Origin of the sequence: Aureibaculum sp. 2308TA14-22, from assembly GCF_040538665.1 — a bacterium.
Lineage (GTDB): Bacteria > Bacteroidota > Bacteroidia > Flavobacteriales > Flavobacteriaceae > Aureibaculum.
Genome location: NZ_JBEWXT010000001.1, coordinates 3,063,692 through 3,088,606 on the forward strand (window position 1 = coordinate 3,063,692; position 24,915 = coordinate 3,088,606).

Below are 24,915 nucleotides of genomic sequence, written 5' to 3' on the forward strand. Positions count from 1 at the left end.
TTCAATTCACTTAACCTAAGAAATGAATATTGATGTATTGAGGCGACAATATAAAATGGTTCTATTTTCTAATCATTACAATTTTCGCAATAGGTTTTTCTTAAATACTCATCTTCCAGCAGCTGAAAAGTTACACCTCCATCGCTTATTGGATTAAACAATTTGCAAAATCGTTGCTGATTCATATTAATGGCATTAAGCATAATGGTTCTGTAATTGGAAGATGCCGTTATATAAGGTTTTATTAAGGTTAAATTTAGATAATAAAACAGTAAATCTTCATCAACCGTAACACTTCTTACTTTTTCGTCTAATAGATCGACCGCTTTATCATGATTAGAGTAATATGTTAAAAACTGGGCAAGGCTTAAATAATCATAATCTGAAAGTGGAAATTTTTTGTAGTTTTTTTCAATATAAGCTACTGATTTATCCTTGTTGGCATAATCCCTTTTACGCATATATTTTTCTGCTTTTATTATGTGAAAATTCACCATCATCCTATCAATTAAAATTTGTTTAATACCATAGTTTTTTAGTTGATAGATTTGTCTTTTAAATTTTTCAGGATCAACAGGTTGGGCATTATGTCTATACATTACCATTTTTAAGGCTGCCAAATTATATTTTACTTCTTTATCTCTGGGTACCAATTTTTCAAGTTTTAACAGTTCGTTATAGCCAATTAGCAAATAACTTTGTTTTAGCAAAAACTTGTTTACACTGTTTTTATTGATAAAACGTGCATATTTTTTCTGCTGTGGCACGTTCATTTTATTAAGAATGTCTGGCGAAGATTGACTTTCCTTTAGTTTTTCAAAAATAGAATTTTGTATGTCATTTGCAATTTCTACATCATTGGCTTCCAAAACCTGATTAAATAAGGTAATCAATTGCTCTAAAGATTTCTCTTTATAAAGATCTTTCTTTTCCAGTTCTAACGTAATTACCGCTTTTCGATGGTTTTTTAAATAGGGTTCTAATTCTTTGGCAAGATTGCCGACCAATTTACTTTTTATAGCCGTTTTACTTAAACTTTTCAAATTCGCGTGTTTTGTATTGGAAACATCATTTAAAAATTCGACCCAATTTTCAGAAGAATTTACCTCAGTTGTTATGGTAGGTTCTTGAAAAGTCTGCAAAGCTTCAGCAATACTATTAGCACGCTGTTCCTGTAATTCAATATTGCGTTCTAAACTGCCTTCAACAGAAGAATATGCCCTGATATTAATTGTCTTAATGTTAAAGTCAGTTAGGCGTAACGAATCGTACATGGGTTTTATATCTTCTTTTGAATAGGTAGCCTTATTCTTTTCAAAAGGAACTTCAAACTTAAACGTCTTATATTTTGTTACAAAACTCTCTTTATCTGCTGGTTTTATTTTTTTAGTTTGGTACGTCAAAGAATCAAGGTACATGCCCATATCCAATAAATCCCAAGGATAACGTTCAATGTCATAAGTACTTTGATACCTACACATATTTTTGTTATTGAGAAAGAGCATGTTAAACTCTAATTCGTCCGAAATCAATGCTTCAGGCAATGTACCCACCAATACCCTGAATTTACCGTTTCCAAAGGGTTTTAAGCCCTGTTTCAATTTTTGCATATACACAGGCTTCAATAACATTCCCCTAATTTGGGTTTTCGGAACTTCTGTCTCCGCACAATCATATAAGCTTTTTGGCACAACATCTATAGCAATGCCATCGCCTACTTTTTTAAAAAGCTGCTGAAAGAATTGTTTATCATTAATCTGAAAATAAAGTTTTTCCTTTTCTTGTTGTACTGAGAAACCAACTTCTTTTGGCTTTTGATTAAACAACTGGTTATAATATTGACATTTTTGCTCTCTATCCGCTTGTGGGAAAACAATATCGTAAGTGTTTTGGCTAAAAATTGTAGGTGTATAGAAAAGCAATAACAGGATTGTTAGGTAATATTTTTTCATAGATTGGCTGCTTAGCGTTTTTTAATTTTTGTAGTAAAGTGTAAAATTAAAAAAAAATTGTTTAAAAAGTGATTCAATTTTTGATTGAAATTTGAAAAAAAATGTCACTCCAAATCAGGCTTCTGTCGATTTACTTTCTTTTCAGAAAGTTTCTTTTTAGTTTTTAATCGTTTTCTAATGGCAGCTTTAGAGGGTTTTGTTTTTTTTCTGAGTTTGGGCTTTTTAAGTCCATTTTTTATGAGTTCTAAAAAACGCTTAATGGCGATTTCTTTGTTTTTATGTTGACTTCGACTTTCATCACAAAAAAGTATGAATACCTTCTCTTTAGTTAATCTATTAGCTAAATTTTTTAACAGTAATTGTTTCTGCTCATCAGTAAGTTCGTTAGAGTTTTCCAAGTCAAAAGTCAATTCAATTTTAGAGGAAACTTTATTAACATGCTGACCACCAGCACCACTACTTCTAATAGCTTTAAAGGAAAGTTCTTTTACTAAATTTTCGGTATTCATTATCTTTTATTGTCTGGTCGAGCGGAGTCGAGACCTTGATAAACCTCTCGACTCCGCTCGAGGAGACAATCATTTACAGGTTATAATTAGTACTTGTATCGCTATTCTGATGCAAAAAATGCATATCTAAATCTTCTAAATTTTTTGAAAAACTATCTAAGTTAGTCCGTTCTTCCAAAATACTGTCAATTGCTTTTGTAGCAGTTTTAAGTCGAGTCTGTTTGTTTCCTTTTAACAAAAGATATGGCCTATCATATTTTTTTAAAGCATTTTCAAAGGCATTAAACATTTCTAATCTTAAATCGGGTTTGTCACGTAAATCATCAGCTTCCCAAGGTGTGTCAATGTAAGTTAATAAGTATAAATCATACCTATTTGCAATTGCAGCTTTGTCTAATTTCGGATTTACAAATCCACCATAATATTCTTCTGAATACACTTTCGTTTCCAACAAGTCGGTATCACAAATCAAAACTTTATCGGCTTTTTTGGCCAATTTGTTTTCTAATTTCATCTGGCCTTGAGCAATTGGTAATAAATCAGAATTTTCACAGGTTTTACGGGTATTGTTCCATTTATCTTGAAGGTACTCACGGGCATATTCTGGCACCCAAACCGTATTGTAATATCGTGCCAATTGTTCTGAAAGCGTTGTTTTTCCTGTAGATTCAGGACCGAACAATACTACCTTTACAATATTTGCGTCTGTGGTTTGTCTAAGCTTTTTTTCCATGCTATATACCCTTGAAATGCTAAAATTAAGAAAATTGTATATTGAATACCAGTAAAACCATACCCTTTTATAAAATAAAGTGGAATGGAAACAATGTTTCCTGCAATCCAAAAAGTCCAATTCTCTATTTTCTTATTGGCCATTAACCACATGGCAGCAAAAAATATTCCAGTGGTAAACGTATCCAAAAAAGGTGTTATTTTTCTAAAATCTTCCAAATTCCCTGAGGTCATATTTGATATTGCATAATTACAGCTTTCGGTAAACCCCAAATTATTGGGCATCACATTATAATAGCGATAGACTACAATAACAAAAACCGATGTAAACAAAAAGATACCCAACGTTTTTAATTTATCCTTTTCATTAGTTCTGGAAATGGTAATATGTTCGTTCGTTTTTGTAATTCTAGACCACATGAACCATCCATAAATACTCATCAAGGTATAGTAAATATTTATGATTAAGTCGCCATATAAATTCCATTGAGACAATAAATACACATAAATAGCAGTACTTATTATGCCTGTTGGAAAAACTAGAATATTTTCTTTTTTAGCGTAAAAAACACTTATCACTCCAAATAAAGCAGCAATAAACTCCAAGATTATATTTAGGGTTGTAGCTTCTTGATATGGTTCTAAAAAAAAATCAAATAGTGTTTCCATTCATTAAATAGTATCAAACCATAAATTATTCTCCTCAAAAGCTGTACCAACAACCACTAAATCAGCACCAGAATCATAAGCATTTTTTAATTGCTGTTGGGTACGGATACCGCCACCAACGATAAGCGGGATTCTCAACTCCTTTTTTACCTTTTTGATAATTGCGGGGTTTACACTGTTTTCTGCCCCAGATCCCGCTTCAAGATAAATAAGTTTTTTTCCCGCATATTGTCCTGCTAAAGCTGTATCGACTATTTTTCTAGTATCGTTTTGGGAAATTGGAGTGGTTTTGCTCACTTTTTGAACTGAAGTTTCAACGCCACCGTCAATTAAAATATACCCTGTCGGAATTATTTCTAGCGATGAATTTTTAAGTTTTGATACAGATTTAACTTGTTGATAAATTAAGTATTCAGGGTTGTCACCAGAAAGCAAAGACAAAAATAAAATGGCATCTGCTTTATCGGTAATTTGGGTGTAATCACCCGGAAAAATTACAATTGGCAATTGTGTATGTTTTTTTAATGCCTCGACCAGTTTTTCCGTTGCCCCTACATTAACAGTACTTCCACCAACAAATATAAAATCGGCTTTTTCATTAATCTTTTCTGAAATTAATGCAATGTTTTGCAATTGTATTTTATCAGGGTCCAATAAAATTGCCAGCAATTTTTTACTTTGATAAATGGAATCAGTTATGTGTTCGAGTATGTTCAAGTGATGTTATAAGACTTCAAATATACGTATAGAAATTTAGCTGTCAGTGATTACTTCATCTAATGCATAAGTACACATAAAACCCTCAAATTCTAAAAAGTAAATACGATAGGTGCTCTTTTTCTTTTCATACGTAATAGTTGCCGTAGTTTCAGTATCGGTAAGTGCAAAATCATCTACATAAATATGTTGTAAAAAACTCAGTCCCTCTTGTTCGTAAATTTTATACAGCGATTCTTTGGCACCCCATACTATGGTTAGTTTCCTTACCAGTTCATGTTCTGTTTTTATGTTTTTATAATCATCTACAGTAGTAAATTTATGGGCTATTCTAACAATTTTATCACGCTGTTTTTCAATATCAATACCTACTTGTTTTGTTTTACTTAAAATTATTCCTGTAAAGGTAAAAGAGTGCGTTATGGAAATAAAGTTCCCGTCCTTTAAGTGCGGTTTCCCTAGATCATCATAATACAAATCGGCATCAACATAATCTAATTCTGCCAACAAATGTCTTATGCTCATAAAACCTCTTTTGTGCAGTTCGGATTTCATCCCATCCACACGGCGTTGGCATTTTTTGGTCAGGGTAATTCCCTCATTTAAGGTTTCAAGTGACTCATCAATTTTCCAAATTAATACTTTGGTATTTTCATTAACCTTTAGAGTTTTGTAAAGCGGCATATACTTATGAAGTTATTTTGTAACTTTGCAGTCCGAAATTTTAATTATAAAAAAATTACTAAAAATATGAGTACTAAAACAGCAACATATACACCTTACAAAGTTAAGGATATTTCTTTAGCAGATTGGGGTAGAAAAGAAATTGAATTGGCAGAAGCAGAAATGCCTGGGTTGATGAGCTTACGCGAAGAATATAAAGATGAACAGCCCCTAAAGGGAGCTCGTATTGCTGGCTGTTTACACATGACCATTCAAACAGCTGTGCTTATTGAAACATTAACTGCTTTAGGTGCAGAAGTTACTTGGAGTTCTTGTAATATTTTTTCTACGCAAGATCAAGCCGCCGCCGCCATTGCCGCAACGGGAGTACAAGTTTATGCATGGAAAGGCATGACTGAGGAGGAATTCAATTGGTGCATCGAACAAACCTTATTTTTCGGTGAAGATAAAAAACCATTGAATATGATTTTAGATGATGGTGGGGATTTAACCAATATGGTGTTGGATGAGCACCCTGAATTAGTTGCTGAAATTAAAGGGTTGTCTGAAGAAACTACCACTGGTGTTCATAGGTTATATGATAGAATGAAAGAAGGCACATTAACAATGCCGGCTATAAATGTAAATGATTCGGTTACTAAATCTAAATTTGATAATAAATACGGATGTAGAGAAAGTGCCGTAGATGCCATAAGAAGGGCTACAGATGTTATGCTAGCTGGTAAGAGAGTGGTTGTTTGTGGTTACGGTGATGTGGGTAAAGGTACCGCAGCTTCTTTTAAGGGAGCCGGTTCTATTGTTACGATAACTGAAATAGATCCTATTTGTGCATTACAAGCAGCTATGGATGGTTTTGAAGTTAAAAAATTAGAAACGGTTGTAGAAAAAGCAGATATTGTTATTACCACTACTGGTAATAAGGATATTGTTACGGGAGAGCATTTCTCGAAAATGAAAGATAAGACTATTGTTTGTAATATTGGTCATTTTGATAATGAAATTGCCGTAGAATGGCTGAACACCAATTATGGAAACACTAAAGTAGAAATCAAACCACAAGTTGATAAATATACCATTGACGGTAAAGACATTATATTATTAGCTGAAGGCCGTTTGGTAAATTTAGGTTGTGCAACAGGTCACCCTAGTTTTGTGATGAGTAATTCATTTACCAACCAAACGTTGGCTCAAATAGAATTGTGGAAAAACCACGATAATTACGAAAACAAAGTGTACATGCTACCTAAATACTTAGACGAAAAAGTAGCACGTTTACATTTAGAAAAAATTGGTGTTGAGCTAGAAACATTGAGAGAAGATCAAGCAAAATATATAGGTGTAGAAGTAGAAGGTCCTTATAAGCCAGATTATTACAGATATTAATGTAATTATAAGATTTTTAATTAGCCATACCAAAAACACAACATTATGAATACGATTTTAGTTCCCGTAGGTTCGCCCAGAAAGGCTTTGAACACCTTACAGTATGCAATAGACCTTGTTGAAGGTACACAGGCAAAAATTTATTTAGTGAAAGCTTATGGTGTTACTAAAGTGGCAGGGAGTTTAAAGAATATGGACGATTTTTTAGAAACCGAAGCAAATCTAGATTTGGAGAATGTTGTCAGTCATGTTAATAAAAAGGGGATAGAAGTTATTTCTAAATCTATTAGTGGAAATGCGAAGGATATAATTAAGCGTACAGCAAAACAATTAAAAATTGATCTAATAGTAGCTGGGTCTAGAAGTGATAGTAAGGTATTCATTAACAAAACACCAGGCTATCTAATCAAAAATACAGATTTACCAGTTTTGTTTGTCCCCAGAAATTACCGATTTGAAAAAGTAAATAAGGTTTTACTGGCAATTAAATCGGGCGTTATATCTTCGCCAGACGTTCTAATTCCTTTGGAAAAGGTGTTAAATAAATTTAATGCTCGATTAAATATTTTGCGAGTTGTAACCCCTGATGTCCAAGAAGGAGATGACGTTATTAGCAAAGAATTAACATCATTGGAACACAATTTTATAACTTCTGAAAATACAACGGTTTTTAAAGGTCTTTTGGAGAATATAGGGAACATAAACCCAGATTTATTATGTGTTATCAGGAGAAAAAGAGGTTTTTTTAAACGGCTTTGGGAAAAAGATAAGGTTTATAAAAAGGACTTTGAAAGTAATTTGCCTTTATTGGTTTTAAAAGGTTCTGAGTAAGCAATTTTGGGGCATTAGCTCAGTTGGCTAGAGCACTACGCTGGCAGCGTAGGGGTCATCGGTTCGAATCCGATATGCTCCACAAATAAAACCTTAAAAAGGTAAACTTTGTGAAGAGAGAAAATAACAAGCTCGCTTGATTATTTTTGATTGAACGAAGTTTTTTTAAGGTTTTTCAGAATGGGATTTTTGAGGAAAAAGCGTAAGCTAATCCGATATGCTCCACATCAAGCAGAAAAGCCACACGACAGTGTGGTTTTTTGTTTTATGAGAAATTAAGAAAGCTTGCTTTTTTTAATTTTGAGTGAAACAAAAATCATCATCCGACAGGATGGTGGCTTTTTCTATTTGCAAATGCGGAGTTGTTTCGAATCAACGAAGTTAATCCAAAATATTTCATGCCTTAAAATAGAGATTGTTAACTATAACCGCTTTTGTTTTTTTCCATTATCTTTCCTATATTAAAATTCATTTTTATATAAACAAACAATGAACGCACTCAACAACAAAGTAGCATACATAACAGGAGGTACAAAAGGAATAGGATATGGCGTAGCAAAATGCTTATTAAATGCAGGAATGAGAGTTGCCATTAGTGGACGGAATTTAGCATCGGCAGAAAAAGCCGCTGCTGCATTAGGCAACAAAGACCAAGTATTGGCACTGAAATCCGATGTGACCAACTTAGAAAACGAAAAAGAGGCTATCACTAAAATAATCGAAAAGTGGGGACAATTAAATCTTGTATTGGCTAATGCAGGTATCGGTAAATTTGCCCCGATTGACGAACTTTCTCCATCAGATTGGAACGCTATGATAGACACTAACCTTACTGGTGTTTTTCATACCTTAAAGGGTTCAGTTGAAGCCTTAAAAAAATCAAAAGGGTATTTTATTACCCTAGCAAGTTTGGCAGGCACCAATTTCTTTGGTCAAGGTGCTGGATATAACGCCTCCAAATTCGGATTAGTGGGATTTACACAAGCGACAATGCTGGATTTACGGCCTTATGACATTAAAGTATCTACAATAATGCCAGGTTCTGTAGCTACATATTTTAATGATAATAAACCTGATGAAAGCGATGCATGGAAAATACAGCCTGAAGACATCGGCAAACTGGTATTGGATTTATTGACCATGCATCCACGAACGTTGCCAAGTAAAATTGAGGTTAGACCTACAAGACCAGATTTGAAATAAATTACTAATAAAAGAACAAAATTGAGCTATTATTTTTAAAATATAAATAGGTTCAACAGTCACATTATCAACAATATATAATCTTGAAAACGTTATAGTAGATAATTAGATTAACTGATAAATGTCATAATATTTTATTGCCTATTATGATAAATTTGTACAGAGATTAAAGTTAAGTATTAAACTAAAATTATAAAGATGAAGAATATCAAAGTTATTCAGGAGTTACACGATCTAGGAATTACGGGATACCATGAGGTTGTTTACAATCCTACTTATCAGGAATTGTACGACGCAGAAGTGTCTTATGCAAGAAAGGGTTTTGAAAAAGGGGCAGATACTTCTACGGGTGCTGTTGCCGTTAAGACTGGAGTTTTTACAGGACGCTCTCCTAAAGATAGATATATAGTAAAAGACGATATTACTAAAGATACTATTGACTGGAATAAGGTTAATGTACCAACTTCTAATGAAATATATCAGGATTTAAAAGGACTGGTTTTAGAACAACTTTCAACATCACCTAAATTGTATGTAGTAGATGCATTTTGTGGTACCAACGTTGACACACGATTAAAAGTGCGTTTTGTGATGGAGGTAGCATGGCAAGCACATTTTGTTACTAACATGTTTATTAGACCTTCAATTTACGAATTAGAAAATTTTGGTGAACCAGATTTTGTTGTGATGAATGGTTCAAAAACTGTGAACCCTAACTGGAAAGAACAAGGATTAAATTCTGAGAACTTTGTAGTGTTTAATTTGACAGAAAAAATCCAAATTATTGGTGGTACATGGTACGGAGGTGAAATGAAAAAAGGAATGTTCGCCATGATGAATTATTACTTACCATTGAAAGGAATGGCTTCAATGCACTGTTCCGCTAATGTTGGAGAAGACGGTGATGTAGCAGTATTTTTTGGTTTATCGGGAACTGGTAAAACTACCCTATCTGCAGATCCAAAACGTTACTTAATTGGTGATGACGAACATGGATGGGATGACAATGGTGTATTTAACTTTGAAGGTGGTTGTTATGCAAAAGTTATTGACTTAAGCGAAAAAAACGAACCAGATATTTGGAGGGCTATTAAAAGAGATGCACTATTAGAAAACGTTGTTGTTGATGAATATGGAGAAGTAGATTACTACGATCATTCAATTACACAAAATTCAAGAGTTTCATACCCAATTTACAATATCAATAAAATTGTATTGCCATCAAAAGCGGGTCATGCTAGTAAAATCATTTATCTATCTGCTGATGCATTTGGGGTATTACCTCCAGTTTCAGTTTTAGATGATGCACAAGCTCAGTACCATTTCTTATGTGGGTTTACATCTAAATTAGCGGGAACAGAAAGAGGAATTACAGAACCTCAACCATCATTCTCCCCTGCATTTGGTGAAGCATTTTTAACGTTGAAACCAACAATGTATTCTTCTACATTGGTTGCTAAAATGAAAGAACACAACGCAAAAGCGTATTTAGTAAATACGGGTTGGAACGGAACTGGAAAGAGAATATCGTTAAAAGATACACGTGCAATTATTGATGCCATATTAGATGGTTCAATTGATAAAGCTGAAACTGTTGACATTCCTTTCTTAAACTTAACAGCTCCAAAAGAATTACCAGGAGTAAGTGATATTTTAGATCCAAGGGATACCTATAAAGATGTTTCTGAATGGGAAGTGAAAGCTAAAAAATTAGCTGGTCTTTACATCAAAAACTTTGAAAAATATTGTGATACTGAAGAAGGGCGTGCTTTAGTAAAAGCTGGACCACAGTTATAAGAAGATTCATTTTTTAATTGTATTAAGGTTAGAACTTTAATCTTATTTTAATAAAAGAGCCTCATTTTAAAAATGAGGCTCTTTTTTGGTTTACTTAGTTGGTAATAAGTAGTAATTTTTCAAGGATAGGTTATCATATCAACTCATTTAACGCGATAATCCATTTTCCCTAATCTTCTAATTTTGTTTTAAAAAGGCCATATAACAGGCACAAGTAGCAAGGTTATTATAAAAAATAGTAAGAGTAATGGAGCACCTACTTTTAAATAGTCTATAAATTTATAACCCCCAGCAGTCATAACCATTGCATTTGTTGTTGTACCTACTGGTGTTAAAAAGGCAGTTGAGGCACTAATTGCAACTGCTATCATAAAAGGTTCTGGTGATATTTGTAAAGAGCCGGCTGCTAAAATTGCAATCGGTGCCATTAATACGGCAGTTGCACTGTTATTAATTACTTGACTGAAGGTTGTGGTGAGTAAAAAAATGCCTCCTAACAATAATATCGGGTGAACTGAACCCAAATAAGTAACCAAATTACTTGCTATTAGTTGTGCTGTACCTGTTTTTTGCAAAGCGATACCCATAGGAATCATTGCAGCGATCATTACCACGCTTGTCCAACTAATACCTTTATAAGCTTTTGAAATAGGTACACATCCTGTAAGCATTACAACACCTGCACTAATTAAGGCAGCAATAGATCCAGGTACTATCTTAAAAACTAGTAAAACAACCATTAAGACTAAAGCCCCTAAGGCTATATAAGATTTGAAAGTTAAGTTGTCTATATTCTTTGCCATTCTTTCTGGACTGCCACAAATTACTATATTTTCGTGCTGTTGCTTTAAAGCTTCAATATCTTCCCATGCACCTCTTATTAAAAAGGCATCACCAGCTTTTACAACATTTTCTTTATCTATAATTGGTTTGCTATTACGAGAACCTGCAAGTAATTGTATGTTAAATCGTTGAAAATATTGACCTAATTTGCGTTTTCCAACCAAAATTGATTGTGGTGTTACAATAATTTCTGTCATACCAACTTCTTGGTTTAATAGGTTATTTTTTAGTTCCTCTTTAATAGATTCTAGCGGTAGCAACCCCAATCTAAATTTTATCATTAAATTATTGATGGCTTCAGTATCACCTTTTACTGTTAGGATATCGTGATATCTCATTTCTGTATCAGGTGTAGGAAATTCAATAAAAGGCTCTACTCTTTTTAATACACTTGGATGTCTTCTTTTTAATCGGATAATAGAAATATGAAAATCATTTCCGAAATTCCAATCCTCAATTTTAGTATTTATTAGTGGTGAAACAGATCGTATCCGTAACCTATAATAATCACCTTCAATTTTATAAGACTCTATCCATTTGTGTAAAGTTGACTCAATATTTACAGGTTTGTTATTTGTTTTATTTTTAGGCAACAATTTATAGCCTATATATCTAAAATAAAGTATTGCAATAATCAGTAAGGGCAAACCAATCAAAGCAAATTCAAAAAAAGAAAACCCCTCAAAACCAGCTTCGATAAGAGCATTGCTCGTTATAATATTTGGTGGTGTACCTGTTAATGTCAACAACCCACCAGTATTGGATCCAAAAGCAACGGGCATTAGTATTTTTGATGGCATTGTACCTATGCTCCAAGCCGAAGAAATAGTCATTGGCATTAATGTTGCCACGGTACCAGTATTGCTGACAAAGCCAGACAAAACACCACCTCCCAGTGTTACCAAGACAAGTAATTTAGGTGCACTTTTACCAGCCCACTCTACAAACTTTTTACCCGCCAATGCAGTCCAACCAGTTTGCGAAAGTCCCTCTCCTATTATAAAAAGAGCTGCAATCATTATAACGGTAGGATTACTAAAACCGCTTAATGTTTCAGTAGCATCTAATATACCTGTTAAAAACAGGCTTATCATGGAGATTAACGCTACAATATCTGGTGGAAATTTACCCCAAACAAATAAGGCAATAGTGATAGTTAAAATGGTCAACATTAAATAAATCATAACTCTAATTATAGTTAATACTTTTTTATCAACAGCTTCTAATAAAACCATTAATTTCGGCAACAAATGTATAATGATAGCTCATAAAGAAGTATGATAAATATCATGGGTTGAACATCTGTTATATGCTAAAACCCTACAAAAACGCCTGATTTTTCAACGATTTCGAAAAGGTGCGGTGGTAACTTTTTTTCTTCCCAAGGATGTTTCCCTCCAAAAGTGTGATTTGCATTTTTTATGGTATAAAGTTCACTGCTTTTAGACCAAAAATGCAAATTTTTTGCTTCATTCAATTTCACAGTTTCATCATCTGTACCATGAATTATCAAATAGGGAATTTTCAAGTTTTCTACGGCAGTTTTAATATGCAATCTGTTCTTATTTGCTACAAAATTTTCATAGAACTGATAATAATGTGGTAGTTGTTGCTTGGTTCTGGAATTCTCAATATACGAAACACCATGTTTTTTCCACAATTTCAAAATTTCACCTTGTGGGAATCTAGCTCCATAATCAGAAACACCAGCCCAGGTAATAACTTTACTTATGCGGTTGTCTTCGCTGGCTTTGATAGTAACAATGCCTCCACCTCTAGAATGACCTATTAAGGTAATGTTTGTTGAGTCAACTTCATTTTTATATTCGCTTCCTTCCGAAATCCAATCAATAATAGCTTCTAAATCATCAAGTTCTTTTATAAAATTATTTTGTCCAAAAGCTTCCAAATCGGGAAAATCAATCGGTTGTTTTACAGTACCTCCATTATGCGAAAAATTAAACTTGATAAAGAAAATACCATTTTTGGCGAAATTTTCTGCCACCAAATCCCAACAGCCCCAATCTTTAAAACCTTTATAACCGTGTGCAAAAATTACAACAGGTTTGGGTTGGTTATTTTCAATATAAAACACATCTGTTAAAATGGGTTTTTGGTGTTTCCCTTGTAGTTGAATGTTTCGTTTAATTATCATGTTGTAAATGGTGATTCTTTTTCTAGTATTGGAATAGTTGGGTCAAATATTTCTACTAATAATTGTTTTAATTCGGTCTTAAAAAAGTCAATATCTTCTTGAGTTACTGTAGCTTTATTTATTTTTAAAAACCCTACTTTTAAATTTTTGAATGATACAATTCCGCTTTCTAAAGGTTGTTTATCTATGTTTAACCCTAATGATTCTGAAAACAACAGAGCATAAAAAAGCACTTGAAAACTTTTATTGTGCTTTTTATAATCTTTTGTTATTAAAGACCAATCTTTAATATTCAATTCTTTTTGCTCCACTTTTCCTGTTTTGTAATCTATGATTCTGGTTGTTCCGTTAAGTTCGTCAATCCTATCTGCTTCACCAACCAGTTGAACTGGAAAGTTTAAACTCTCAACTTTAATTTTTAAAGTTAATTTCTTTTCTAAAGCTAAAATTTTCAAGACATTCCCATCTTTAATCAATCTTAATTCTTGATTTAAAAAATTAGTTACAAATTGTTGTGCCACATTATACACCAATAAGTTTTTACCTTTAGAAATATTACCGCTGTTATACACTTCTTTAAACCATTTGCGAACCTCTGAAGAAACTTTAGACTTCATTTGAAGCAATGTGTCTTCGGTTAAAATTTCATTAATATAAGGCTCGTAGAGAGCTTCTAATGTTTTATGAATAATAGTTCCCAATGTATTTGCAGCTATAGTCTCTTCAACCTCTTCAATTTCTCTGATTTTAAGAATTTTTTGGTTGTAGAATTCTAATGGATTTAGAATATATTTAGTAAGTGTTGATGCTGAAAATCCTTTTTCAGCCAAGCCTTTTAATTCTTTATCGACAAATTCTTTTTTTGAAATTTCTTTAAAATCAATATTGGTTTTAACCACATTTGGGCTTACCACAATCTTTTCAACTTCATTTTTTTTTAAGATTTCCAATTGTGTTAAAAAGCGGCTTTGCTCACCCGAACCATAACTATCTGCTTCAGTGTTATAAATAACATATATATTTTCCGCACGTTGAATCAATCTAAAAAAGTGATAGGCAAAAATGGCGTCTTTTTCTTTGTAAGTAGGCAATCCCACCTCTCTTTTAATATCAAAAGGAATAAAAGAATTATCTGATTTCCCAGCAGGTAAAATCCCTTCGTTTACTGATGTGATGATTATATTTTTAAAATCAAGTACACGGGTTTCCAACACTCCCATAATTTGCAAACCTGATAAAGGTTCTCCTTTAAAGGATAATTTTTCCATTTTAAGCATCTGGTTATAAAACACACTAAGCGTTTTAATATCTGTAATATGTCCAAACTTTTGGTTAAGGTTTAGCAATTGCTGAAAAATGGTGTAAAAACGAAACAGGTATTCTCTTTCAAGTTTGTTAAGATTTCTTTTTTTCTTTACAAGTTCAATATATTTAATGCAGTTTTTTATAGCAGTATTAGCGTTATTTTCCCAGTTGTCGAATAAAAAAGAAAGCTTGTTGAACTCTGAATTATTATCAGCCAACCTTATTAAACTCGATTTGGTTAGGTAAGTAAAATTATTAGCAGCAATTTTATATAGTAAATCATCAATAATTGCTGGGTTATTAAAAAAAGATTTTACCTGCGGATGATTTAATAATGCCAATACTTCTTTATAATAAAATGCTCCTTTTTTATGATGCATTTGAAGTTTAAGCAGATACTCAAAAACAGTACTCAAAGGAATATTTTTAAGCTCATACCCCATGGTAATATTAACACGCTCTACATCTGTTGGTAATGAATTTAAAGAAGCTCCGAGCATGGACTCTTCTGCCAAAACCAAAGCTGTATCTGAAAAATTAGTAGTTGTATTGGCAATTTCTTTTAAAATTTCGCCAGCATATTTTATTTGCGAAATATCTTTTGGCGTGCCAATAATCTTAATCTTCTTTTTTGATGTAAACTCATCAGAAAACCAGTTGAAACCGTTTGTTATAAAATAATTCCATTTGGTCTTATATTTATCTATAAAATTAGAGACTTGCGGGTTATTTTCTACAAAAAACTTATCTATGTCCCAATAGATTGTAGCTAAGTTATTATCTAGTAAACTCTTGAAAATGGTTTCTTCGGCTTTATTTAAAGCATTAAAACCAACCAAAACTATCTTATCGGGTGTGTTGTTAATGTACCATTCTATGTTTTCAACAGCTTCTCTGTATTGTAAGCCTTGATATCCTACCTTTTTTTCGAGTAAATAACCATAAAGTGTATTATAATAGCTTTCAAAATTTTCGTAAAACTTTACTTGATTTAAAATTAAATCTGTCTTTTGCTCTCCTTTTAATAATGTTTCTAATCTTTTAATGTCCGTGAGGTAAGAGAATAGATAATTAGCGTCAACTAAATGTCTATCAATCTCATTAAAATCTTGAAGTAATAATGGAGCCCATTTGACAAAGTTTTCAAAGCTTTCAGCTTTGTCCTTTTCTATTACTTTTTTATAAATAGTATAAAATTCAAATAACAAGTTTGTGTTGTCAATTGAATTAACTCTAGACAGCTCCTCAATAAACTCCTCAATACTTATTATTTTCGGCAGTATTGTAGTTTTTTTTAATTTAGATTTTAGCGTGTTTTTTAAAAATATTCCCGCTCTTTTACTGGGCAATACAAAAGTAAGTTCTGTACTGTTGCTATTCTTAGAAAGTACATCGGTTACAACCCGATTTAAAAAGCTTTGCATTAGCTGAATATTTAATAACAAATTTACAAAATGAGTTCAATAAAAAAAGCCACGCTTAAAAGCGTGGCTTTAACATTTATTATTTAATTAACTTAGTTCTTCAAGTTAATTTCAACTCTTCTGTTTTGAGCTCTACCTTTGCTTGTTCTGTTGTTAGCAATAGGATTAGCTTCACCAAAACCTTTAGAACTTAATCTTGTAGAAGATATACCTTTTCCTACTAAGTAGTCTAATACCGCTTTTGCTCTTTCTTCAGATAATTTTTGGTTTATTTTATCAGAACCTGAGCTATCAGTATGACCGTCAACGCTGAAGTCAGAATCTTTGAATTCTTTCATAATATCAGCAATTAAATCTAATTTTTCAGCAACACCAGGTCTGAAAGAAGATTTTCCTGTGTTAAAGTAGATAGCTTTTGCAAACTCATCTAATTTAGCTTTAGCTTCAACAGTAATAACTTTTTCAGGACAACCTTGGTTAGAAGCAGGACCTGCTTCGTTTACACAGTTATCATCTTTATCAAATACACCATCACCGTCAGTATCTGGCCAAGGACAACCTTTGTTTTCTTTTGGACCAGCTACATCTTTACACTCATCGTCTTTGTCATATACGCCATCACCGTCTGCATCTGGACAACCATTGTTTGCAGCAGTACCAGCATCATTTGGACATTGATCGTCTTTATCAGCAACACCATCACCATCAGCATCTGGACAACCGTTTAAAGCGGCTAAACCAGCAACTTCTGGACAAGCATCATCGGCATCCTTAATACCATCTCCATCTGTATCTGGACAACCATTGAAAGCTTCTAAACCAAATACTTCTGGACACTCATCATCCTTGTCATAAACACCATCACCATCAGTATCTTTTCCGCCAAATCTAATAGTTAAACCAGCAGCATGTTGGAAATGAGGTGCTACGTTATCTTCATCAAATGAATGTTTATAAGCGGTTTGTATATTAAGACCGATAAAGTCATTAAACCAAAAATTAGCACCAAGACCACCGTTAACAGTACCTGCACTGTTATCATCTATGAACTGGTAACCACCACCGATATGAACATAAGGGTCAAACCATTTGCCATTGACAAATGCATATCTAATGTCTAAATCTGCACCAATGTAAGATAAATCGTTCGCAGACATATCTCCCATTTTTTCAATTTTGTTTAACGAACCTGCTAAACCTAAAGAAAAACCATTACCTAAATATCTACCAACTCTAAGTCTAGAAATAGATGGAATGATGTTGTAATGATCATCAACATTAATAAAATCGCTAAACCATCCTCCTGTTCCTGGTAAACCAGAGTTTGTAGGATAAAAATCTACCGCGTTAGCACCAAAGTCAATAGACCAAGGGTTGTTTTCGTCTTGTGCATTCATGCTGAAACCAGCAAAAAGTGCAACTACGAATAAAACTTTTCTTAAGTGTTTCATTTTAATTAATTTAAATTATAGTTTCTGTTTTTAAATTTGTTGCAAATATACGAAATATAGTATATATCTAACTTTTTCTTGTTGTTTTTTTAATAATTGAGATATGTAACGTTAACTATTTGCTAATATTGTAACGCTTAGTAAAAAGTGGCTCTATTGTCTTCTATATCTGCAAACTTCTTTAAAATACTGTAAACTTTAGTACTTTTAGCTCTGTTAGCATTTTTAACAGCTGTAATTGATCCTGCATAATTTTCTAACGGTTGCGGACTGTCTTTTTTTGTGATTTTAGCCGCAAAAACACCATTTTTGGTATCAATATCGGTATAAAGTATGTTTTCTTTTAGTACTACTAACGTTGACACAATCTCCTCTGCTCTTCCAATTCCTGGTAATGTTGGGCTACCCAATGATACTGCTTTAGAAGATTGAACATTGGTATTAAATGTTTTTGCAATATCTTGTAGATTATCGCCTTTCATTTGTTCTTTTATCAAATTGCTCTTTTTTTCATTAAGTAATTTGGTTCTAAGTGTTGCTTTAGCAGCACCAATATTTAATCCTTTTTTATGCTTTGTAGTTAATTTAGCTACTACATAACCACCTTCAACATCAAAACGTTTTATTTCATTAACTTCACTTTCTGGATCAAAAGCCCAAGTAATAATTTGTCTTTGATTATTCAGGTTTGAAACCCTCTCATCCATAGCTTTTAAACCAACAACTGGTTGCACGGCCAAACCTTGTTCTTTAGCTAACTCTTCCATGTCTTTTCCGTCTGTTACAGCCGAAGCAAAAGTTTCCGCCTTTTGGTACACTGCACTTTCCGTTTCGTCAGAAGCAAGAATCTCTCTAGCAAATGTTGCTAGTTTTACATTTTTTTGAAGGTTTTTTTGTTCTTGAATTTCAATAATATGAAAACCATATTGCGATTTTACCACACCCATTTCTCCAACATTATTTTCAAAAGTAAAATCTCTAAACACTGGTACCATAGTTTGATATACAAACCAATCTAAATCGCCACCTTTTGCTCCACTAACTTTGTCAGAAGATAATGTTTTGGCCAAGTCTGCAAATTTAGACTTATCTCTTTTAACAATAGTCAATAAACTATCAGCAGTTGCTTTGGCCTGAGCTTCAGTCTCGGTAATAGCCGGATCATTAGTAGCACCAACAAAAGGAATTAAAATATGACGTGCTCTAACCGAATCTGGCATTTGTTTTACTGCTACTAATTTGGTTACTTTAAAAAAGTTACCATCTTTATAAGGACCGTAAACATCACCAATGTTCAATTTAAAAACAGTATCTTTTAAAACTGGAGGAACTTTAGTTTTGGTATAAAAATTATTATCCAATGGAATATCAGAAGAGTTATTTCTAAAAAACTCTTCTACATTTTGGGTAGTAGCTAAACCTTCAATTTTCACATTCGTTTTAGCCGCTGAGCTATATTCCTCTCTGTCATTAATTATTTTTTCAACCTCAGCCTTAACCGCAGCTTCGTCTTCTGCCGAAGGTTTTGTGTCAAATTTTACAAAACTAATATCGCGAGAAGCTTCAGCCTTATAATCATTAGGGTGATTTTTTACATATTGCTCTATTTCATTATCCGTAACCGTAACCGCACTATCGGCAATATAAGTATAGGGCACATATACATATTCTAAATCAAGCTTAGTATTGTTAGCCATGTAGTGACGTTCGCCTTCTTTAAAAGTAGCACCTAATCCAGCAGAAACTAGGTTATTATATGTTCTTAACTCTAAATTATTCTTAATATTTCTTTCATAATCTAACCAACTTAACCAAGCTTGTCTGCTCTGTGCATCATCGTCTTTAGCATCGTTTAAGGTAGCAATGTGTTCTTTGAATTTGTCTTCGTCAAAAAGTCCTGCCTCATTTTTAAATTGAGGGCCATCTTTAACCCAAGACTGTTTTAATATTTCATCCCAAACATCTTTTTCACCAACAGCAACACCAGATTTTTCTAATTGGGCTTTGTAAATTTTTTCACGAATCAAACCTTCCCAAGCCATATTCACATTCTGCATATTGCTGCCTCTTCCGCCAGATAACGCTTTTTGTTGCTCAACCATTTGAGCAAATTCTTCCCTGCTAATATTTTCTCCGTTTATTTCTCCTATTGAGTTTGACTGAGCTCCAAAGCCTCCTCTGGTAAATACATCACCAATCACAAAGGAAAATAATGCTAATGCAATAATGATAATTAAGAATAATGAACGCTCTCTAATTTTAGATAAAATTGCCATGTTAATTATGTATATATTTTATTTACTATTTTTATTACTTAAAGTGCTGAATTTAAAAGAACAAAGCTTAGTTTAAATTCAGTCCGCGAAAATACAAAAAAATTAAAAGATTGGAGAAGTAAAAAGCTAAATTATTTAGTGTAAGTAAGATCACTAATCTTCTTTAGAGAGCACCTTAAGGTAAACTTGTTCTATTTTAGACGAAGAAACCTCAAGAATAGTGAATTGAAAATTATCAATTGCTATAATTTCCTCTTTCTGTGGAATATTTTCTGTCGCATCGACAATTAAGCCACCAAGGGTTTCGTAGGCATCTCCTTCAGGCAAGGTCAAATTATATGTTTCGTTTACGTAATCCACCTCTAAACGAGCCGAAAGCTCAAACTCCCTATCGTTAATTTTTTCCTCTAAAAGTTCTACAGAATCATGTTCGTCTTCAATATCGCCAAAAAGTTCTTCAATAATATCTTCAATGGTTATCAGCCCAGAAGTACCACCATATTCATCTAAAACAATAGCTACACTTTTTTGCTTTTTGGTAAGATCGTTAAGAATATCGTTTATCATCATTGTTTCGGGCATAGTTTCTATGGGAAGCAATAATGAACGTATCGTTTTTGGGTTTTTAAACAATTCAAAAGCATGTATATAGCCAATAACATCATCTAAAGATTCCTTATAAACAATTATTTTTGATAATCCTGTTTCTACAAAAAGGGTTTTTAAATTTTTAACGGTATCGGTTACATCAATGGCAATTATATCCGTTCTAGGTATCATTGCATCTCTAGCTCTTACATTATGAAAATCTAAGGCATTCTGAAAAATCTGTATTTCAGAATCTACCTCTTCATCAGAAATTTCCAGCTGTTCATTAATATAGTCACCCAGTTCAGATTTTGTAAATGCCAATTGCACATCATCCTCTTTAGTGTTGAAGAATATACGAAGTACAAAATCAGAAATAATCATTATAAAACTAGATATAAAATAAAATAGCAAAAAGAAAATATAAGTCGGTATGGCAAATATTTTTAGTGTTTCGTTGGAATAAACCCTAAAAATGGCTTTTGGCAAAAACTCTGCCGTGACCAATATAATTAGTGTTGAAATTAGGGTTTGAACCAGTAAAATTACAAAGGCATTGTATAAATAAGGTTCTAAATAAGGCATTAACAGTTCGCCCATAAAATACCCATAAACTACTAGGGCAATGTTGTTGCCCACCAACATGGTAGTAATAAATTTTGAAGGGTTTTCAGTTAATTTTGTCAACACCCTTGAAAGAAAGGTGTCTTTCTTTTTTTCTAACTCAATATGCATTTTATTGGCAGAAACAAAGGCAATTTCCATCCCTGAAAAGAAAGCTGATAATAAAATTGAAATAATTATTATGATAATTTGTCCTTCCAAATTTTAATTTAGTTAGTGTTAATGATATGAATGCTTTCTTGTCTAGGGTCTATATATCTAAATCCGTCTTTACCAAAAAACCCAGGTTCTTCAAGCATAATTCTTACATCTCTAGCCCATTCCTTAATATAAACCGTAGTGTTCAATTCTATGGCAAAGGCAGTATTTTCAAATAACGGGTAATCTCCCTTAACAGGAACTCCTCCTTGTGCATCCCACATGCCTATTGTTGGACCAGCCGAATGTCCATAAGTCCCTAACGGATGGGTATAAATGGAAGGACGCAAACCTACTTCTTTTGCTTCTTTTAAGGATTTTAATAATATTTCGTTACCTGTTTTGCCAGCAATAAAATTAGTAGTAAAAATATCCTGTAATTGATTCCCTTTTTTAAAAGCATTAACTAAAAAATATGGAACTTCAGTTTCATCATCTTCTAAAACATAAGCATGTTGTTGGCAGTCGGTATTTAATCTTAAATAGGTAATACCAAAATCACAGTGCAGCAAATCTCCTTTTTGAATGGTATTTTCAGAAGGGCGTTTAGAAAAAGAAGTAATATGACTACCCAACTTTTCGTTATTGCGTTGAATATCTACTGTAGGGTGAAACCAAGTTTTTAAGCCTAAATCATTTACTTTTTGACGTAAGAACCAAACCACATCATCCGTTGTGGTTTTGCCTGGAGTAATTACTTTGGACGAAAACGTCTCAGCAATAACATCATGCGTAAGTTTAGATAAAAACTCAAACACTTTCATTTCTTTTTTGGTACGTATTTCTATCCAAGCAATAGCCAATTTTTCTGCCGAAACAATTTTTTCCTTATATGTTTTAGGTAATGCTTTTGTAAACCAATCGTAATCCGTTTTAACCAAGCCATCTGCAATTCCAAAATGAGTTGACATGTTTAAACCGATTTTAGCTGGGTTTCTATCTTTTATAAGTTGAAAAAGGGCTTTCCATTGATCTGGCTGTTCTTCTTTATTCCAGGCCGATTTAATATTTTCGCCAACATTATAACGTGCAACTGCCAATTTTTCAATGGTGTTTTTTTCTTTATCGCGATAAAAAACCAGTACTGTTCTCCTTCTGGCATTTAACCAAGTAGAAGGCAGCATGGTTCGCATTACAGGGTCTTCGTTATATTCTCTTGAAATGAGAATCCACATATCAATTCCCGTTTTATCCATTAACGAAGGCAACAAATTATCAAACCTATCTTTTAAAATTTCATCTACTGCATTGGCTCTATCGCGTAAAGGCAAAATTTGAGCTTCTGAAGTACATAAAAAACTCAGATTAATAAACAGAAACATTACAATTATTCTATTCATTGGTTTCATTTTTATTTTTTTTATAATGACCCGCTTCAATCTTTCTTCTAAAATGCCGTTTGAAAAAATACATAAACACGGCTAACACAGCAAATGCCAATAAAAAATAGGAATTATTGCGTTCTCCCGGCTGATTGAACCTATAAATACCATCTACTAATAAAATGACCCCAATGACCAAATATCCATATTCAAAAAAGCGTCTTAAATTTTTCATTTTTATTTTTTTATCGTATCTGTTTTTATCTCATTATCTTCCTTTACATAAACAACCCCGCTTGGATTGCTAGTAATAACTTTAGTTAAATCTTCATTTGATTCAAAGCCCGAACCCTTTAAAGTATCTAACTTTCTGTACAATCTAAAGGCTTTTTCTGTATAAATATAGTGTGTATTCTGATCCCAAAAAAGCTGATCGGTATATAATCTACTTTTGTCTTTATGATTTATCACAACCACATCTCCTTTTACTTCTGATATTTTAGTTTTGGTATAGGTTTTTGCATAATTGCCCATCAACGTAACAGAATCTCCTAATTGATCGTAATTAGTAACTTCTATACCTTCTGGAAATTCTTGATAGGGATGTTCGGTTCTGTTGCCAAAATCGTACATTAAAGGTGTTATCAATTTTGTTTTTACCCGCCCGGAATCGGTATGAATTAAATATACATCATTGGCTACACCAATAGGCAAGTTTTTTTCGGCCAAAAAATCTTGTACCTCTTTAATATCGTTACCGCACGAAAAAAGTAGTGCTGCTAAAAAAATAGCAGCACTAAAAATTTTAATTTTATGAAAATCTGATTTTAACATCAGTAAAATTTACGGAATTCTAACCGTAGTCCCAATCCAGCAACCAACCCTATGAGAGTCTCCAGATTTTTTACCTTCATTAAAAATCAATTTTTTTGAAGGGGCGTTTTTTAAATAAGACCTGATTGATCTACTCGCTTTAGTGGCAATTCCAGGATCAACTGCTTTTGCTTTAGATGCCATGTTTGCAGCGGCTACATAAACCATTCTTTTTTCAAATTCCGATTGTCCACAGCTATTAGCACTACTACTGTACAGACTTGCAATCAATAAATAAGCGTTACCCAAACTTGGTCTTACTTTTAAAGCTCTATACGCATAGTCTCTGGCAGTAGATTTACTCCTATTTCTATATTGATAAGCTATACCTAACAAATAATTTGCTTTTTTAAACGGATCTGTTTCCAGATCTATAGCCTTATTCTTATATTCTAAAGACTTTTTTGTCTCGCCACGCTCCTCTAAAATACCTGCATAAAATATATATGCTTTAGAAGATGGCTCTATTGTTACCCAAGCTTCAACCATTTTAGGATATAAATCATCTTCTGTACATTCTTTAGCAAACATTCTAGATACTGCTCTTTTTAACCATTTAGGATCTGTCTTGTTTGCGTCAAAACTCTTCTTGTATAAAGGTATTAACCTGTCGCAGGTTGCAACTTCACCAAGAGTTTGATCTAATATTGGCTCTACTTGACCTAATCCTCTTAAATTAATAGCGTTATTTTTTTGCTTTAATTTTTCTTTCTTTGTTAAGTTACTTGTTAAAGAATCTTTTAAGTTCAACTTGTCCAACTCTTCAGTTAGTTTATCCATTTTATCGTTAACACCATCTAAAACATCATCATAGGTATCAAACACTTTTTGAGCATCGGTATCCTTGTTTCGTTCAGTTACCATTTTAAAATATTCCGCTATGTTTTTAATGCTCATCTCGGTTGGGTCTTCCTTAAAGGCAGCCTCCAATTTTTCAAATATTGCGTCTTCGGATGCGTTGCGTTCTTTTAACGAAATGGCCCAATCACTATATACTTTACCTAAATTTTTAGGAAAGATCTTAATACGCTTTGCATAAATTTCATCAATTAATTTACTTGCAGCACTTTTATCCGAACCGTTTTTATACATGTTTTCGGCTATCTTTAAGCCATCTGCATAAATGTACTGAGAAGCTTTTGGACAGTTATCGTAACACCATTTCCAGTTTTCATAAGCTCCGTCATAATTGCCCGCCTTAACACTTTCATGAAATAGCGATAAATTTTGTTTACATTTATCGGGTTCAGCCCCATACTTATCTTGTCCATAAACATTGCTTACCCCTGTTACCAGTAATAAACCTAAAACCAAATTTGTAATTATTCTTTTCATTTTAAAAGGTATTAATTAATCTTACATTCCACTTTAAGGCTTTA

At 32.9% G+C, this 24,915-nt stretch carries 20 protein-coding genes and 1 tRNA gene; 5 read left to right on the plus strand and 16 right to left on the minus strand.

Annotated elements, in window-relative coordinates:
• Positions 1 to 68 precede the first annotated feature (68 nt).
• From U5A88_RS13725 to U5A88_RS13750, 6 genes are all read right to left on the minus strand, one after another.
• The gene (locus tag U5A88_RS13725) at positions 69 to 1,952 is read right to left on the minus strand and encodes a hypothetical protein (RefSeq protein ID WP_354207360.1); all 1,884 of its coding nucleotides are present in this window, start codon (positions 1,950 to 1,952) and stop codon (positions 69 to 71) included.
• A gap of 104 nt (positions 1,953 to 2,056) precedes the next feature.
• Positions 2,057 to 2,461, minus strand: coding sequence for an alternative ribosome rescue aminoacyl-tRNA hydrolase ArfB (gene arfB / locus U5A88_RS13730; RefSeq protein WP_354207361.1), 405 nt, complete (start codon positions 2,459 to 2,461; stop codon positions 2,057 to 2,059).
• Between the two features lie 73 nt (positions 2,462 to 2,534).
• Positions 2,535 to 3,194: an ATP-binding protein gene (locus U5A88_RS13735; protein WP_354207362.1), complete on the minus strand. Its 660-nt coding sequence runs from the start codon at positions 3,192 to 3,194 to the stop codon at positions 2,535 to 2,537.
• On the minus strand, positions 3,152 to 3,862 hold the full coding sequence (pnuC, locus tag U5A88_RS13740) for a nicotinamide riboside transporter PnuC (protein ID WP_354207363.1): 711 nt from the start codon (positions 3,860 to 3,862) through the stop codon (positions 3,152 to 3,154). The genes U5A88_RS13735 and pnuC overlap by 43 nt, the downstream gene beginning before the upstream one ends.
• A gap of 3 nt (positions 3,863 to 3,865) precedes the next feature.
• Entirely contained in the window at positions 3,866 to 4,579 is a 714-nt protein-coding gene (locus tag U5A88_RS13745; RefSeq protein WP_354207364.1) for a geranylgeranylglyceryl/heptaprenylglyceryl phosphate synthase, read from the minus strand.
• A gap of 36 nt (positions 4,580 to 4,615) precedes the next feature.
• Positions 4,616 to 5,263 (minus strand): 4'-phosphopantetheinyl transferase family protein, encoded by a 648-nt coding sequence (locus U5A88_RS13750; RefSeq protein ID WP_354207365.1) that lies wholly within the window; start codon positions 5,261 to 5,263, stop codon positions 4,616 to 4,618.
• A gap of 66 nt (positions 5,264 to 5,329) precedes the next feature.
• On the opposite strand from U5A88_RS13750, the gene ahcY reads away from it, so the two are divergent.
• The 5 genes from ahcY to pckA all read left to right on the plus strand — a co-directional run bounded on the left by ahcY (position 5,330) and on the right by pckA (position 10,477).
• Complete coding sequence (gene ahcY / locus U5A88_RS13755; RefSeq protein WP_354207366.1) at positions 5,330 to 6,646, plus strand: adenosylhomocysteinase; 1,317 nt, start codon at positions 5,330 to 5,332, stop codon at positions 6,644 to 6,646.
• 45 nt (positions 6,647 to 6,691) lie between these two features.
• Positions 6,692 to 7,477 carry a universal stress protein gene (locus U5A88_RS13760; protein ID WP_354207367.1) on the plus strand — a complete coding sequence of 262 codons (786 nt, stop codon included), beginning with the start codon at positions 6,692 to 6,694 and terminating at the stop codon, positions 7,475 to 7,477.
• Between the two features lie 8 nt (positions 7,478 to 7,485).
• Positions 7,486 to 7,559, plus strand: a tRNA-Ala gene (locus tag U5A88_RS13765).
• A gap of 407 nt (positions 7,560 to 7,966) precedes the next feature.
• The gene (locus U5A88_RS13770; RefSeq protein WP_354207368.1) at positions 7,967 to 8,680 is read left to right on the plus strand and encodes an SDR family oxidoreductase; all 714 of its coding nucleotides are present in this window, start codon (positions 7,967 to 7,969) and stop codon (positions 8,678 to 8,680) included.
• Positions 8,681 to 8,878: 198 nt separating this feature from the next.
• A complete protein-coding gene (gene pckA, locus U5A88_RS13775; RefSeq protein ID WP_354207369.1) occupies positions 8,879 to 10,477 on the plus strand; it encodes a phosphoenolpyruvate carboxykinase (ATP) in 1,599 nt (532 codons plus the stop codon).
• A 188-nt stretch (positions 10,478 to 10,665) separates the two neighbouring features.
• On the opposite strand, the gene U5A88_RS13780 is transcribed toward pckA, so the two are convergent.
• The 10 genes from U5A88_RS13780 to U5A88_RS13825 all read right to left on the minus strand — a co-directional run bounded on the left by U5A88_RS13780 (position 10,666) and on the right by U5A88_RS13825 (position 24,871).
• Entirely contained in the window at positions 10,666 to 12,555 is a 1,890-nt protein-coding gene (locus U5A88_RS13780; protein ID WP_354207370.1) for an SLC13 family permease, read from the minus strand.
• A gap of 77 nt (positions 12,556 to 12,632) precedes the next feature.
• On the minus strand, positions 12,633 to 13,475 hold the full coding sequence (locus tag U5A88_RS13785) for an alpha/beta hydrolase family protein (protein ID WP_354207371.1): 843 nt from the start codon (positions 13,473 to 13,475) through the stop codon (positions 12,633 to 12,635).
• Positions 13,472 to 16,204 carry a PD-(D/E)XK nuclease family protein gene (locus U5A88_RS13790; RefSeq protein WP_354207372.1) on the minus strand — a complete coding sequence of 911 codons (2,733 nt, stop codon included), beginning with the start codon at positions 16,202 to 16,204 and terminating at the stop codon, positions 13,472 to 13,474. Before U5A88_RS13790 ends, U5A88_RS13785 begins: the two co-directional genes overlap by 4 nt.
• A gap of 92 nt (positions 16,205 to 16,296) precedes the next feature.
• Positions 16,297 to 17,655, minus strand: a complete 1,359-nt coding sequence (locus U5A88_RS13795; protein WP_354207373.1) for an OmpA family protein — start codon at positions 17,653 to 17,655, stop codon at positions 16,297 to 16,299.
• Between the two features lie 137 nt (positions 17,656 to 17,792).
• A complete protein-coding gene (locus U5A88_RS13800) occupies positions 17,793 to 19,931 on the minus strand; it encodes a peptidylprolyl isomerase (RefSeq protein WP_354207374.1) in 2,139 nt (712 codons plus the stop codon).
• Between the two features lie 153 nt (positions 19,932 to 20,084).
• Positions 20,085 to 21,344 carry a hemolysin family protein gene (locus tag U5A88_RS13805; RefSeq protein ID WP_354207376.1) on the minus strand — a complete coding sequence of 420 codons (1,260 nt, stop codon included), beginning with the start codon at positions 21,342 to 21,344 and terminating at the stop codon, positions 20,085 to 20,087.
• A gap of 8 nt (positions 21,345 to 21,352) precedes the next feature.
• Entirely contained in the window at positions 21,353 to 22,681 is a 1,329-nt protein-coding gene (locus tag U5A88_RS13810) for a M24 family metallopeptidase (RefSeq protein WP_354207378.1), read from the minus strand.
• The gene (locus U5A88_RS13815) at positions 22,674 to 22,898 is read right to left on the minus strand and encodes a hypothetical protein (protein ID WP_354207380.1); all 225 of its coding nucleotides are present in this window, start codon (positions 22,896 to 22,898) and stop codon (positions 22,674 to 22,676) included. Before U5A88_RS13815 ends, U5A88_RS13810 begins: the two co-directional genes overlap by 8 nt.
• A 2-nt stretch (positions 22,899 to 22,900) precedes the next feature.
• Entirely contained in the window at positions 22,901 to 23,497 is a 597-nt protein-coding gene (lptC, locus tag U5A88_RS13820) for an LPS export ABC transporter periplasmic protein LptC (RefSeq protein ID WP_354207382.1), read from the minus strand.
• A gap of 9 nt (positions 23,498 to 23,506) precedes the next feature.
• Complete coding sequence (locus U5A88_RS13825; protein WP_354207384.1) at positions 23,507 to 24,871, minus strand: hypothetical protein; 1,365 nt, start codon at positions 24,869 to 24,871, stop codon at positions 23,507 to 23,509.
• Between the last annotated feature and the right edge of the window lie 44 nt (positions 24,872 to 24,915).